This is a genomic window from Albimonas marina (assembly GCF_029223255.1).
Taxonomy (GTDB): Bacteria; Pseudomonadota; Alphaproteobacteria; order Rhodobacterales; family Rhodobacteraceae; genus Albimonas.
In genome coordinates this window covers 13,212-28,696 of record NZ_JARHUC010000015.1, presented here as the reverse complement: position 1 = coordinate 28,696, position 15,485 = coordinate 13,212, and the positions used below count along the sequence as shown (strand labels likewise).

Below are 15,485 nucleotides of genomic sequence, written 5' to 3'. Positions count from 1 at the left end.
GAAACGTTCCGAAGAACGTCCATCCGACGTTTTGGACCTGCATGCATCACTTACTGGCGACCAATCCCACCCCAACCGTAGTCAGAGCAAGTTGGCCACGTAGTACCTGCCTCATCGTCCACCAGGATCGAAACCCCAGCTTCCTCAGCAGGCGACATGCAGACTTCAAAACCGTCAGGAAAGATCCCCAACAACCGAACCGTCCACACGTCCCTTCCAGAACCCGCTATGTCAAAGAGCCGGAGGCCTTCGCCTCCTCGCCGTAAGGTCTTGCTTTCGCTTCCCTTTCGGCCCCGCCGCGTCGGCCTCGTTGTTGGCCGCCCCGTCGGTGAGGGCGGGTTCTAGGGGGATTCCCGGATGGCTGCAACCGCTTTTTTCCCGATCCCCTGCGCTTTTTTCCTTTCGGACAAAATTACATGATTTCAATGATTTACGCCAGAAGCCGCCGGGAGGCCGCCGCGCACCCCTACGTCAAGGCCGCTCCGACGAGGGAGTCGCGGCGCGGAATCTCCCCGAAAACCGCGCGACTCCCGCCCTGCCCGGCCCGACTCCGCCCCTCGGGCGGCTGCGCGTGACTCGCCGGGAGGGTCGGCGCGGGCCCGCCGAGGCGACTCGCGGCCGGGCCGGGACGTGGCGCGAGCGCCGTCAGCGGCCCTCGAACCGGGGCGCGCGCTTCTCGCGGAAGGCGGCGCGGCCCTCGGCGAAGTCGGCGCTGTCCTTGCACTCGCGCGCAAGCCGCGCGACCGCGTCGAGGTCCCGCGCCTGCGGATCCGCCAGGATCGTGGCGACCGTCGTCTTGGTCGCCCGGATCGAGAGGGGGGCGTTGCGCGCGATCTGGCCGGCGAGCGCCAGGGCCGCGGGCCACAGGGCCTCGGGGGCGTGCAGCTCCTCGACCAGGCCCCAGGTCAGGGCGGTCTGCGCATCCACCCGGTCGCCGGCGTAGAGCAGGCGGCGCGCGCGGCCGGGGCCCACCGTCTCGACCAGGCGGGCGAGGCCGTCCATTCCGTAGGCGATGCCCAGCTTGGCGGCGGGGATCCCGAAGGTCGCGTCCGTGCCGGCCAACCGGACATCGCAGTTCAGCGCCGTCATCACCCCCCCGCCCAAGCAATAGCCGCGGATCACGGCGAGGGTGGGCAGCGGCGTCTCGCGCAGGCGGCGCTGGCGGTCGAGGAAGCCGCTCCCCTGATTCTCCGGCGCGCCGTCGAAGCCGCCGATGTCGGCGCCCGAGACGAAGGCCCGTCCGCCGACCCCGGTCAGGATCAGCACCCGGGCCTCGGCCTCGGCGACCTCCAGCGCCTCGATCATGCCGGCGGTGGCGGCGGCGTCGAGGGCGTTCATCTTGGCGGGAATGTCGAAGGCCAGCACCGCGACGCCGTCCGCGTCGACGTTCAGGCCGATGCGCCCCTCGGCGAAACGGCGCTGCGCGCGCCAATCGGGGGGGAAGGCGGGGGCGGGCGCGTCCTGGGGCATCGGCTCTCTCGGGAAGGGATCAGGGAACGAGGATCACGGGGGCGGTCAGGGCGCGGCCCTGCAGGAGGCGATGCGCCTCCGCCGCCTGCGCGAGCGGCAGGGCCTGCGCCACCGGCGCGCGGATCCCGCCGGAGCCGAGCGCCCCGAACAGCGCGCGGGTCGCGGCGGCGACCTCGTCGGGCTCGGCGATCCAGCTGCGCAGGGTGGGGCGGGTGACCACGATCGACTTCGAATGCAGGCGCTGCAGGTCGAACGCCCCCACGTTGCCCGAGGCGGTCCCGTAGCTGACCACCATGCCCCGCGGGCGGATGCAGTCGAGCGAGCGCTCGAACGCCGCCTTGCCGACGCCGTCGTAGATCACGTCGGGCCCGCGCCCGCCGGTCAGGTCCAGGACGCGTTGGGCGAAATCCTCGCGGGAATTGTCGATCACGGCCTCGTAGCCGTGGGCGAGCGCGACCTCGACCTTCGCCGCCGAGCCGACGGTCCCGATCATCCGCGCGCCCAGCATCGCGCCCCACTGGCCCAGGATCAGCCCCATGCCGCCCGCGGCCGCATGGACCAGCGCGGTGGCGCGCGGCCCCAGCGGGAACAGCCGGCGCACCAGGTATTCCGCGGTCAGCCCGCGCAGCAGCCAGCCCCCCGCGACCTCGTCCGGGATCGCCTCGGGCAGCGGGATCAGGCGGGCGGCGGGAACCAGCGTGCAGGAGGCGTAGGCGGCCGGGCCGATGTAGCCCACGCGCGTGCCGGGCGCGGGGCCCGTCGCGCCGGGGCCCAGCGCCTCGACCACGCCGGCGGCCATGTGGCCCAGCGTGATCGGCAGCGCCTTGGCCGCATGCGGGCCGCCGTGATCTCCCTCCCGCTCGTAGATGTCGGCGTAGTTCACCCCGACGGCGGTGTTGCGCACCAACGCCTCGCCGGGGCCGGGCGCGGGCAGGTCGACCTCGTCGAGCTGCAGGGCCTCGGGGCCGCCGTGCCGGTGAATCCGGATCGCCTGGATGCGCATCGCCATCTCCTCCCGGTCGGGCGCGGACCAGCGCCCGCCGCCCCGGCTCTTCCGGCCGGGCGTCGAGGGGCCCGGGAGTTCCAGCACGTTTCATTCGCCGGCGCAAAGCGAATGACGGCCGGACCTGCGGTTGGCGCGGATCGAGGTCCGGCCGCGACGCCGCGAGCTCCGCCTCGAGGCGTCGCCGTCGGCGCGCGCCGACGCCAGGCGCCTGAGGGGGCGCGTCGGAAGGTCGGGCGGAGGACAGGCGCCGGGGCCGCCCGGACCCTCCCCCGCCTCCGTCTCGCCACCGAAATCGGCCCGCGCCGACGATACCGAGCCGACGATTGCTGCACCGCACGCAGAATTCCGATCGCGCGCCGAGCAATTTGCCGCGCCGCAAGACAGAACTCGCCCGGCATTTTCCGCTGCGTAAATAAATATTAACGGGAGATTTCACAGCAGTTCATCATAGTTGATTATATTAACATCACACATCGCCCGAGATGCCCTGCCCCCCGCATCGCCTTCTTCTGGGGAATGAAGAAGGTCGACCCGTCGCGCCTGCCTGCGCGAGGGGAGGGATGGCGTGCATCCATGGACCGGGCGTCCACCTGCTCCTGACCCTTGGGGGAAGCCGCCATGATCTGCCGATCGCTCGAATTCACCATCCCCGGCCCCGTGGACACGATCGTCCTGGTCGAGGAGGTCGTCGCGCTCGACGGCTCCATCGACCTCCGGTTCACCGTCGCCGTGGATGAAAGCGGCGGGGTCGAGGCCGACCTGCGCGGCCTGTTCTGGGACGTCGCGGACGAATCCAAGCTGCCCGGCCTCTCGGTCGTCGCGGGCGAGAGCCCGGACGTCACCGACTCCCAGTTCGGCGCGGACGACGTGACCGACCTGGGCAACGGCGCGAACATGAAGGGGTCGATCACCAAGAAGGGCGCCGGCTTCGACGCGGGCGTCGAGTTCGGAACCCAGGGGATCGGCAAGGACGACATCGACGCGACCAGCTTCACCCTCTCGGGCGCCGACGGGGTGGACCTCTCGCTCGACGACATCGGCGGCATGCGCTTCGGCGTGCGCCTGACCTCGGTCGGCGAGGACGGATCGCGCGACGACTCCCTCAAGCTCGCGGCCGAGGCGCCGCACGCGCCCGACGCGGTCGACGACGACTACAGCCACGAGGAGGACACGATCCTCACGGGCAACGTGCTCGACAACGACGGGGACGCGGACGGCGATCCGCTGACCGTGACCGAGGTGAACGGCTCGGCCGCCGACATCGGCTCCGAGATCGCCATCGCCGGCGGCTGGCTGACGCTGAACGCGGACGGCAGCTTCTCGTTCACGCCCGAGACCGGCTTCGTGGGCGAGGCGAGCTTCGAGTACAAGGTTTCCGACGGCGCAGGCGGGACCGACTGCGCCGAGGCCACGATCGAGGTGACCGAGGTGACCGGCATCGTCGCGTCCCTCGGCGACGGGCTGGCCATCGCGCCGGCGTCCCTGACGCTCGACGACGACGACGGCGGCATCTCGAACGTCACCCGCGGGCTGGACGGCACGGTGACCTTCACGCTGAACGTGGCGGTGCCCGACCTGCCCGAGAAGGCCGACATCGTGCTGGCGCAGGACCTGTCGGGCTCCTTCGAAGACGACCTGCCGGTGCTGAAGGCGGGGAACTTCGTGGCCGACCTGCTGGCCGACCTGACCCTCGCCGGCGCCGAGGACGTGGGCTTCGGCATCGCCAGCTTCGTGGACTACCCGATCTCGCCCTTCGGCAACTCCGGCGACTTCGTCTACACGACCAACCAGGGCGTCACCACCAACGCCGCGGTGGCGGACGCCGCGCTGGATCTGCTGAGCGCCAGCGGCGGCAACGACATACCCGAGGCGCAGCTCGTCGCCCTCCAGCAGGTGGCGGCGCGCGCGGCGGGCGAGATCGGCTTCCGCGCCGATGCCCAGCGCTTCGTGGTCCTGTCGACCGACGCCACGTTCCACGTCGCCTCGAACTACCCCGGAGGCGGGCCGAACGACAACGACGCGGACCTGGGCGACGGTCTCGGCGTCGGCGGGCTCGAGGACTATCCCGCGGTCGCGCAGGTGGCCGCGCTGCTGGCGGCGGCCGAGATCACCCCGATCTTCACCGTCACGACGCCGCTCGTGGGGGTCTACCAGAACCTGCTCAACCAGATGAACGCGCTGCAGCCGGGGCTGGGAGGCTCGGTGCAGACGCTGGCCTCCGACAGCTCCAACCTGGCCGCCGCCATCTCGGCGGGGCTGGCGGAGTCGACCACCGACGTCGACATCTTCGTCTCCTCCGACGACTACGGCTTCGTGCAGAGCGTGACGCCTGCGAGCTACGCGAACGTGCCGGGGCCGAGCACGGTCTCCTTCGACGTCGAGCTCTCGGCGCCGGGCAGCTACGGCGACGACCAGATCACCCTGACCGTGCCGGGCTTCGGCGAGGTGACGCTGAACCTGAGCTTCGGGATCGAGCTCCTCTCGGGCACCGTCGGGCGCGACGAGCTGACCGGCAACGGCGCCGCCAACCTGATCGAGGGCGGCGCGCGGTCGGACAAGCTGTGGGGCGAGGGCGGGAACGACATCCTCGTCGGCGGCCTGGGCAAGGACAAGATGTGGGGCGGCGAGGGCGACGACGTCTTCGTCATCGAGGACGCGCCCGAGTTCCGCGGCAAGGACTGCATCAAGGACTTCGTGCTGGACGAGGACGTGGTGGAGCTGTCGGGCTTCGGCATCGGCTTCGGCGACCTGGTCCTCGTCGACAGCGGCGCGGGCCATGCGCAGGTCTTCGTCGCCGACGGCAAGCACGACGACCCGGTGGCGGTGCTGAAGAACATCGCCTCGGCGGACCTCGACGCCGGCGACTTCATCTTCTCCTGACGCCCCCTCGGGGCCTCGCCGCAGGGCGGGGCCCCGGACGGGACCACGATGCGGCCGGACGAGCCTCTCGTCCGGCCGTTTTCGCGTGCGGGCGCCGGTTCCGTCCGCCGGCCCGAAAAGGTTGCCCGCGCGGGCTCGGCCTCGTAAGGTTCCGGTCCGGCTCGTCTTGAAATGCGTAGGATGTCCGGGGGGATAGCCGGGGGGCATCGCATTGGACCAGTCGGGAGACTGCATCTCGATCGTAGGCATGGGCTGCCTGTTTCCGGGCGGCGCCGACAGTCCGGAGCGGCTGTGGAGCAATCTGCTCGGCCGCGTGGACTCCATCGCCGAGATCCCGGACGAGCGCTGGGCCGCGCGCTCCTTCCACCATCCCCAGCGCAGCCGTCCGCTGCACACCTACAGCCGCTGGGCAGGGCTGGTCGACGGGTTCGACCGCTTCGACGCCGGCTTCTTCGGCCTGTCCGACGCGGAAGCCGAGTGCATGGATCCCCAGCACCGCATGCTGCTGCGCGTGGCGTGGGAGGCGCTGGAGGACGCCGGGCACGCCCCCCGGCCGGCGCGCGCCGATCCGGGCGCCCCGCGGGTCGGGGTCTTCGTCGGCCTGTCCACGCGCGACTATGCCGACGGGATGATCAGCCGGGCCGACCTGATGCCCGCCTCGCCCTTCACCGCCGTCGGCGGCAGCGCCAGCATGGCCTCGAACCGCATCTCCCACGCGCTGAACCTGGCCGGGCCCAGCCTGACGGTGGACACCGCCTGCTCCTCCTCGCTGGTGGCGCTGCACCTGGCGCGGCGGGCGATTGCGGCGGGCGACTGCGACCTCGCCGTCGTCGGCGGCGTCAACCTGGTGTTCCAGCCGCATGTCTTCGTCTCGTTCTCGGCCAGCTCGATGCTGTCGGCGGACGGGCGCTGCAAGGCCTTCGACGCCCGCGCCGACGGGTTCGTGCGCGCCGAGGGGGCGGGCGCGGTGATCCTGCGCCGCACCTCCCAGGCGCTGGCCGACGGCGACCGCATCTACGCCCGCCTGCTCGGCGCCGGCGTGAACCAGGATGGGCGCACCCGCGGCATCTTCATGCCCAGCGAGGCCGCCCAGGTGACGCTGGCGCGCGAGACGGCGGCCGAGGCCGGGATCTCGCCCGCGCAGGTGCGCTACATCGAGGCGCACGGCACCGGCACCGCCATCGGCGACCCGATCGAGGCGCGCGCCGTCGGCTCGGTCTACGGCGCCGCCCAGTCGCCCGGCGCGCCCTGCCCCGTCGGCTCGATCAAGACCAACATCGGCCACCTGGAGGCCGGCGCCGGCATCGCCGGGCTGATCAAGACCTGCCTGGTCCTGTCGAAGGGCGTCGTGCCCCCCAACCTGCATTTCGAGACGCCGAACCCCGAGATCGACTTCGCGGCGCTCGGCCTCGAGGTGGCGACCGAGGCGCGGCCCTTCGCCCCCGACCATGACGGCGGCGACGAGGCCCCGCCCTGCGCCGCGATCAACTCCTTCGGCTTCGGCGGCACCAACGCCCACGCGATCCTGGCCCCCGCGCCCCGCGCTCCAGCGCCCGATGCCCTGCCCGAGCCCCCGGCGCAGGGCATCGCCGCGCCGCTGCTGATCTCCGGCCCCACGCCGGAGGCGCTGCGCGCCAACGCCGCCCGCATGGCCGAGATGCTGGCCGACGGGAACGCGCCCCTCGACGCCGTGCTGCGCGCCGCCGCCCTGCGCCGCCCCGGCCACGCCCGCCGCCTGGCCGTCTTCGGCGACGACCGCGAGGGGCTGGGCCGGGCGCTCGCGGCCTTCGCCGCCGGCGCCCCCGACCCCGACCTGGTGGAGGGCGCGGCCGAGGAGGCCCCCGGCGCCCCGGTCTTCGTCTACTCCGGCCAGGGGCCGCAATGGTGGGCGATGGGACGCCAGCTCTACGCCGCCGCCCCCCGCTTCCGCGCCACGGTCGACGCCTGCGACGAGATCCAGCGCGGCTTCGGCGGCTGGCCCCTGCGCGAGGCGCTGCTGGCCGACGAGTGCGCCTCACGCATGACCGAGACGGCCTTCGCCCAGCCCTGCATCTTCGCCGTGCAGGCCGGCCTGACCGAGCTGTGGCGCGCCCTGGGCGTGGTCCCCACCGCGGTGGTGGGCCACAGCGTCGGCGAGGTCGCCGCGGCCTGGGCCAGCGGGGCGCTCGACCTCGAGCAGGCGGTGAGGGTGATCTACGAGCGCGGCCGCGTGATGGAGCTGTCGCGCCGCGGCGGCGCGATGCTCGCCGTCGCCTGCACCCGCCGGGAGGCCGAGCGGCTCGACTGCGTCCGCGACGGCTCGCTGGAGATCGCGGCGCTCAACGGCCCCCGCTCGGTGGTGCTGGCGGGCGAGGCCGGGCGCATCGACGAGGTCGCCGGGACGCTCGCGGCCGCGGGCCTCGGCCACCGCCGCCTGCCCGTCGCCTACGCCTTCCACAGCCGCCTGATGGACCCGTGCGAGGACGCGCTGCGCGAGGCGCTGGCCGACGTCGCGCCGGGGGCCGCGGCGATCCCCTTCCACTCCACCGTCACCGGCGGCCGGCTGGAGGGCGAGGCGCTGACCGCCGACTACTGGTGGCGCAACATCCGCCGCCCCGTGCGCTTCGCCCCCGCGGTCGAGGGGCTCGCCCGGCGCGGACACGCCGCCTATGTCGAGATCGGCCCGCATCCCGTGCTGGGCGGCGACATCCGCCGCGGCCTGGCCGAGGCCGGGCGCGCGCGGGGCGCGGTCGTCGCCGCCTCCCTGGTCCGGGGCGAGGACGAGGGGCGCACCTTCGCCCGCGCCGCCGCCCGGCTGCACTGCGCGGGAATTGCGGTCGACTGGTCGGCGCGCCTGGGTCCGCGCTCGGCCCCCTGGGCGCGCCTGCCGACCCACGCCTGGCAGGAGAAGCGCCTGTGGGTCGAGGCCCCCGCCTCGCAGGAGGCGCGCCTCGCCCCGCGCCCGCACGCCTTCCTCGCCGCCCGCGTCGTCCCCGACCTGCCCGTCTGGCGGATGTCGCTGGAGCCGCGGATCCACCCCTTCCTGGGCGAGCACCAGCTGCGCGGCCAGCAGGTCTTCCCCGGCACCGGCTACGTCGAGATGGCCCTCGCCGCCGCGCGCGAGCTGGCCGAAGGCCGCTATCCCCTCGTGCTGGAGGAGCTGCGCTTCGAACAGTTCCTGGCGCTCAGGCGGGGCGAGACCCCCCAGCTTCTGCGCATCTCGCTCGATCCCGCGACGCGGCGCTTCGAGATCGCCAGCGGCCATGACGGCGCGGACGTCGCCTGGGTGCGCCATGCCGTGGGCAAGGCCGGCGCCGGCGGCGTGCCGCGGCCCGAGCCGGTCGACCTCGCCGCGATCCGCGGGCGGTGCCCGACGCCGGTGGACCCCGCGATCGTGCACGAGATCCTGACCCGCATGGGCCTCTCGCTCGGGCCCCGTTTCCAGCTCGCGCGGGAGATCCGCCTGGGCGAGGACGAGGTCCTGATGCGGATCGAGACGCCCGAGGACTTCGTCGACGAGATCGACGGGGCGATCCTGCCGCCGACGCTGCTCGACAACGCCAACCACGCGCTGGCGCTGGTCGGCACGCATCTGCGGCCCGGCGCGATCAAGCCCGCCTTCTACGCGCCCAGCGCGCTGGGCTCGTTGCGCGTCTTCGCGCCCGCCGGGCCCGACCTGTGGATTCACGTCCGCCTGCGCGAGGCCAACGCGGTCCGCATGATCTCGGATTACCGGCTGCTGGACGACGACGGCGCCGTGATCGCCGAGGCGCGCGGGTTCGAGGTTCTGGCGACCGCGGGCGAGGCGCGCAGCCGCCCGCTGCCGGACGCGCTGCACTACGCCTCGGCCTGGCGCCCGGCGCCCTCGCTCTCGCCCGGCGCCGCGATCCGCCCCTGGTCCGCGGCCGGGATCGACGCGCTGGCCGGCGCGCCGCCCGCCGAGGCCCCCGGGGCCGGGGCGCGGCCCGCCGAGGCGGCTGAGCAGGTCTGGGCGGCGCTCGCCGCCGTCGGCGCCGCGCCCGATTTCGGCCCCTGGCGCGAGGCGCTGCGCCGGCGCCCGGGCGACCTGGGCGCCCTGGCCCTGATGCCCGAGATGGCGCGGCGCCTCGACGGCCTGCGCCGCGACGCGGACGCGGCGCGCGCCCTGCTCGACGATCCCACGATGCTGTGGCAGCTCAACCACCACCACGTCGACGGCCCCGGCCACGCGGCGGCGCGGGGCGCGGTCCTGCGCGCGCTCGACGCGGCGCTGGCGGCGATGCCCGACGGGCGGCCGCTGCGGGTGCTCGATCTCGGCGGCGACGCCGGCGCCCGCGGGGTGGAGATTGCGGCGCGGCTGGCCGGGTCGCGCGGCACGCTCGACGCCGCCGCGGCCTCCCCCGCCGAGGCGGCGATGCTGGGCGAACTGCTCCAGGCGAGCCCCTGGGCGCGCGTCCGCGTCCTGGCGACGGACGCGCCCGACCTCGGCCTGCCCGAGGATCGCCGCCACGACCTGCTGATCGTCGACGCCGCGCTCCTGCACTCCCGCGCCGGCGCCCGGCTGATCGAGGCCCTGCCCCGCCTCGCCGCCCCCGGCGCGCGGCTGATCGCCCTCGCCCCGACGGATCCCGCCGGCTTCGACGGCCTGCTGTCCGCGGTGCGCCGGGCCGCGCTGGACCGCGCGACGACCTGCCCCGACGACGCCCCGCCCCCCGTCGCCCTGCCCGACGAGACGGCCACCGCGCTCGGCCGCCTCCACGCCGGACCGACGCTGACGGTCGACCTCTGGGCGCCCGTCGCCCTGCCCGAGGAGGCGCCCTCGCCCGAGGCGCCGCACGCCGAGGACCTTCGCTGGCTGCTGCTGCCCGACGCGGGCGGCCTCGCCGCCGAGATGGCCGCGCGCCTCTCCGCGCGCTTCGGCCCTGCGCAGGTGGCGCTCGTCGAGACTGACGCTGCGCTCGACGCGTCCCTCGCCGCCGCGCTGGACGGGGGCGAGGCGCGCATCGTCGACTTCGGCGCCCTCGGCGCCGCGCCCGAGGCCGCCCCGGGGGAGCGGGCGGCCGCGCTATGCGGGCGGCTCGCGCGGCTGGCCCAGCGCCTCGCGGGCGCCGACGCCGGCGGGCGCGCGACGCTGCGCGTGATCACCTCCAGCGCCCATGCCGTCGCCGACGGCGAGGGCGCCGACGCCGCCCAAGCCGCGGTCTGCGGCTTCGGCCGCACCCTCGTCGCGGAGCTGCCGGAGCTCGACTGCCGCCTGATCGACCTCTCCCCCGCGCCGGACGCCGACGAGGTCGCGGCGCTGGAGGCCGAGCTCGCCCTCGCCGCGGACGCCGAGGACCAGGTCGCCCTGCGCGGCGGCGTGCGGCATCTGTCGCGCATCGCCCCCCTGCCCCCGCTCGCGGTCCCCTTCGACCCGGCCGCCGACAGCCATGGACTGCGCCTCGGCGCGCCCTCGCCCGGCGCGCTGGACCGGCTGGCGCTGGAGCCCGCGGCGCGCAGGGCCCCGGGCCCCGGCGAGATCGAGGTGCAGGTCGAGGCCGCCGGCGTGAACTTCCGCGACGTGCTCAAGGCCCTGCGGCTCTACCCGCTCGACGCGCCCGACGCGCTCGACCTCGGCGACGAATGCGCCGGGCGGATCTGCGCCGTCGGCGAAGGCGTGACGGGCGCCGCCCTCGGCCAGCGCGTGGTGGTGCTGGGCGGCGGCTGCTTCGCCAGCCACGTCACCGTGCCCCAGGCGCAGACCTTGGCGCTTCCCGACGACCTCGACGCCGCCGAGGCCGCCACCCTGCTGGTGCCCTGGATGACCGCGCGCCATGCCCTGATCGACATCGGGCGGCTGGAGGAGGGCGAGCGCGTCCTGGTCCACGCCGGCGCCGGCGGCGTCGGGCTCGCCGCGATCCAGATCGCGCTCGCCCACGGGGCCGAGGTCCACGCCACCGCCGGCAGCCCGCTCAAGCGCGGCTTCCTGCGCGCGCTGGGCGTGGAGCATGTCTACGACTCCCGCACCGAGGATTTCGCCGACGCCATCCTCCGCCGCACCGGGGGCGAGGGCGTGGACGTGGTGCTGAACTCCCTCGCCGGCGACCTGATGGCCCGCAGCATCGAGCTTCTGCGCGACGAGGGGCGGTTCCTCGAGCTCGGCAAGCGCGACATCGAGCAGGACACGCTGATCGGCCTGCGCCCGTTCCGCCGCGCGCTGACCTTCGCGGCCATCGACATGTCGAAGTTCCGCACCCCGCGCCGGCTGGCCCCGCTGCTGCGGGCGCTGGAGGAGGCGCTGGCCGACGGCTCGTTCCGGCCCCTGCCCCACCGGCGCTTCGGCATGGACGACTTCGCCTCGGCCTTCCAGCACATGGCCCGGGCGCGCCACATCGGGAAGATCGCGCTGACCTTCGGCCCCAAGCTGACCGCGCCGCCGCCCGCGCGGGACTACGTGGCCGACCCCGAAGCGGGCTACCTGGTGACCGGCGGCCTGCGGGGCCTCGGCCTCGCGCTCGCCGTCTGGCTGGCGGACCGCGGGGCGCGCCGGCTGTGCCTCGTCTCGCGCACCGGCGCCGTGGACGCGGCGGCGGCCGAGACGCTCGACGCGCTGCGCCGCGAGGGGGTGGAGGCGATCCGCGTCGCCGCCGACGTCGCGACGCGGGAGGGCGCCGAGGCCGCCCTCGCCGCCGCCCGCGCCGCCTTCGGGCCGCTGAAGGGCGTGATCCACGCCGCCGCCCGGTACGGCGACCGGATGCTGATGCAGGAGGACGAGGCCAACCTGGGCGTCGTCTTCGGCGCCAAGGCCGCCGGCGCGTGGAACCTGCACGCGCTGACGGCGGAGGATCCGCTGGACCTGTTCGTCACCACCTCCTCGATCAGCGCGGTGCTGGGGGGCATCGGCCAGGCCGCCTACGCAGGCGCGAACGCCTTCCTCGACGGGCTGGCCGCGCATCGCCGCGCGCAGGGCCTGCCGGCGCTGAGCGTGAACCTCGACCCGGTGACCGACGCGGGCTTCCTGACCCGCGACCGGCGGGTCGCCGACTACCTGCGCGCGCGCGGCTTCGACGGGCTGACCTCGGCCGAGGTCGCGCGCTCGATCGGGCGGCTGGCGGGGGAGGACCGGGGCCAGGCCATCGTCACCTCGCTCGCCTGGAAGGCCTGGGCGCGCTCGGCCGGCGCGCTGGGCCGCTCCCCCCGCTTCGCGGAGGTGGCCGAGGGCGCCGCAGGCGCGGGCGAGGGCGGCGGCGGGCTGCGCGCCGACCTCCTGCAGGCCGCGCCGGCCGAGCGGCTGGGCATCGCCGCCGCCTATCTCGCCGGCGAGATCGCCCAGATCCTGCGCCTGCCCGCCGAGCAGATCGACCCGACGCGCCCGATGGCCGACCTCGGCGTCGACTCGCTGAGCATGGTGGAGCTGGTGCTGCGCCTGGAGACCGACCTCGGCGTGGGCCTGCCCGCCTCGCTGATGGCCGGCAGTCCGACGCTGGAGCGCGTGGCCGGCGTCATCGCCCAGCGCCTCGCCTCCGGCCCCTCGGCCGAGGGGGACGCGGCCGACGCCGGCGCGGCCGCGGGCGAGGAGGACGGCGCGGCCGAGATGATGGCGCGCGACGCCCGCCTGGCCGAGACGCTGGACTTCGGCGCCCTGGCCGAGATCGCCGCCCCGGCGGCCCGGCCGAAGCAGGTGCTGCTGACCGGGGGGACCGGCGCGCTCGGCGCCCAGCTCGTCGCCGAGCTGCTGCGCTTCACCGACGTCTCCCTGACCTGCCTCGTCCGCGCCCCCGACGCCGCCGCGGCGCGCGCGCGCCTGCTGGCGGCGGTGGCCGACGCCGCGCCGGATCTTCCGGCCGAGGTGCTCCGCGACCGGCTGGAGGCGCTGCCCGGCACGCTGGAGGCGCCGCTCTTCGGCCTACCGGCGGAGAGCTACGACGCCCTCGCCGCGCGGATCGAGGCGGTGTTCCACCTCGCCGCCGACGTGAAGCACGTGCTGCCCTACGCGGCCCTGCGCGGGCCCAACGTCGAGGGCACGCTGGAGGTGATCCGCTTCGCCATGCACCGGCGCGTGAAGCGCCTGCACCACGCCTCGACCATCGCCATCTTCAGCCGCGCCGACGCCGGCCCCGACGGCGTGATCCACGAGCACGACGCCCCCGCCGCCCCCGAGCGCCTGGCCGGCGGCTACACCCAGAGCAAATGGGTCGCCGAGGCGCTGGCGACGTCCGCCGGCGCCCACGGCCTGCCCGTCGCCATCCACCGCCTGGGCGTGATCGTGGGCAAGGCCGAGGCCACAGGCGCCGCCGACCTGGTGTGGCGCGCGATGGAGGCCAGCCGCCAGGCCGGCGCCTTCCCCCGGAGCCGACTGAACATGTTCCTGACCCCCGCCGACTTCGCCGTGCGCGCCATGCGCCGGATTTTCGAAAGCGACGACCCCGACGGCGGCCCCTACGCCATCGTCGGCGCCGCCCCCCTGACCTCCGAGGACGTGGCCGACGCGCTGGAACGCGCGGGCGGGCGGGCCGAGCGGCTCGAGATCGGCGCCTGGGCGGAGCGGATCGCCGCCCTGAGCGCCGACGACGAGAGCCACCCCCTCGCCCCCTACATCCGCTTCGCGGAGACCGAGTCCGGCCTCGGCGGCTTCGCGGCGGCGCTCGAGACGTTCCTCTCGGCGGCGCCCGCGGGCTTCGCCCGCACCAACCTCGACCGGCTGCTCGCCCGCGACCCCGCCCCGGAGGAGACCGCGCAGCGCGACACCGCGGCGGCGATGCTCGCGGCCCTGCTGGGCGGCCGGACGCGCGCGCCGGAGGTCGGCGCGGCATGAGCGGCGGGGTCGGGATGCGTCCGGGCGCGCTGGCGCTCTGCCTCGGGGCGGCGGCGGGCGCGGCGCAGGCGCAGGACTCCACCGGCGCGCGCCTCGTCGAGGACCTCATGGCGATCGTCGAGTACGCGCCGATCACCGCCGAGGTCTCGGCCTTCTACCACCGCGACCCGTTCCCCGGCGACGACCGGGCCCTGGGCTTCGCGCGCCTGAGCGCGGAGTTCGCGGGGCCGGTGCTGGATTCGTGGGAGATCCGCTTCACCCCCGAATTCAACGCCGACACCGGCGACCGCGCCGGCTCGGGGTTCCGCATCGACGAGCGGGGCCGCCGCCGCCCGGCGCTCGGCGCGGAGGAGGCCTGGGTCTCCCGCGTCGAGGGGCCGTGGACCGTGACGCTGGGCAAGCAGATCTTCAGCTGGGGGGCCGCCGACCTCTACAGCCCGACCGACGACCTCAACGCCCGCGACAAGCTCGACCTGCCCGACACCGAGAAGCTGGGCGCCCCGGCGCTGTCGGTGGGCTACGCCACGCAGGACGTGGGCCTGCAGTTCGTCTTCGTGCCCTGGTTCACGCCCGACCGGCTGCCCCCGCAGGACAACCGCTGGTCCCGCTCGACCGACCCGCTCGCGGATGCGGCGGCCCTCACGCTCGGGTTCCGGCCCGTCGTCTCGGTCGGGCCGCGGGACCTGCCGGGCGCCGGGCTCGACAGCTCGACCTTCGGGGCGCGCGTCGCCTCCAGCACCCTCGCGCCGGGGTGGGACCTCTCGGCGACCGCGGTGCACGGGCCCGCCACCAACCCCGTCGTCGCCCAGACGCTGAACGGCGGCACGCTCGAGCTCGTCTCGGTCTATTCCCACTACACCGAGCTCGGGGGCGGCTTCTCGACCATCGCGGGCGACTACGAGGTCCACGGCGAGGCGAGCCTCCACCTCACGCGCGAAGGCCGGCAGGACGACGACTACGTCACCGCCGTGATCGGCTTCCGGCGCGACTGGCTGGACGATCCGCTGCCGCAGGTCGAGGAGGTGCGCCTGACCGCGGAGTACGCGATGGAGCACGTCACCCGCCGCGCCCCGGTCACCAACGCCTTCGTGCAGACCGCCTTCGACCGCAGCCTCGCCAACTCCGTGCTGGGCAAGCTGGAGGTCAAGTTCGACGAGGACACCACCGCCACGGCGAGCGGGGCGGTCAATCTCGAGGATCGCGACTGGACGCTGGACCTCAACCTCACGCACGATTTCGACGACCAGGTGACGGTCGCGGTCGGCGTGCAGATCTTCGAGGGGCCCTCGGACTCCTTCTTCGGGGCCTATTCCGGGTCCGACCGCATCTACTCGTCCATCGAGATCGTCTTTTGAGCGCGACGCGCGAAAGGAACAG

5 protein-coding genes are annotated in these 15,485 nt (G+C 74.8%); 3 read left to right on the top strand and 2 right to left on the bottom strand.

Annotated elements, in window-relative coordinates:
• Positions 1 to 645: 645 nt before the first annotated feature.
• Positions 646 to 1,470 carry an enoyl-CoA hydratase-related protein gene (locus tag P2H44_RS25225; protein ID WP_275768250.1) on the bottom strand — a complete coding sequence of 275 codons (825 nt, stop codon included), beginning with the start codon at positions 1,468 to 1,470 and terminating at the stop codon, positions 646 to 648.
• A gap of 19 nt (positions 1,471 to 1,489) precedes the next feature.
• Positions 1,490 to 2,473, bottom strand: a complete 984-nt coding sequence (locus tag P2H44_RS25220; protein ID WP_275768248.1) for a quinone oxidoreductase family protein — start codon at positions 2,471 to 2,473, stop codon at positions 1,490 to 1,492.
• A 621-nt stretch (positions 2,474 to 3,094) separates the two neighbouring features.
• On the opposite strand from P2H44_RS25220, the gene P2H44_RS25215 reads away from it, so the two are divergent.
• The 3 genes from P2H44_RS25215 (at position 3,095) to P2H44_RS25205 (ending at position 15,463) form a co-directional block, all read left to right on the top strand.
• The gene (locus tag P2H44_RS25215; protein WP_275768246.1) at positions 3,095 to 5,356 is read left to right on the top strand and encodes an Ig-like domain-containing protein; all 2,262 of its coding nucleotides are present in this window, start codon (positions 3,095 to 3,097) and stop codon (positions 5,354 to 5,356) included.
• Positions 5,357 to 5,567: 211 nt separating this feature from the next.
• Positions 5,568 to 14,108 (top strand): type I polyketide synthase, encoded by an 8,541-nt coding sequence (locus tag P2H44_RS25210; protein ID WP_275768244.1) that lies wholly within the window; start codon positions 5,568 to 5,570, stop codon positions 14,106 to 14,108.
• On the top strand, positions 14,105 to 15,463 hold the full coding sequence (locus P2H44_RS25205; RefSeq protein ID WP_275768242.1) for a DUF1302 domain-containing protein: 1,359 nt from the start codon (positions 14,105 to 14,107) through the stop codon (positions 15,461 to 15,463). Before P2H44_RS25210 ends, P2H44_RS25205 begins: the two co-directional genes overlap by 4 nt.
• Positions 15,464 to 15,485 lie beyond the last annotated feature (22 nt).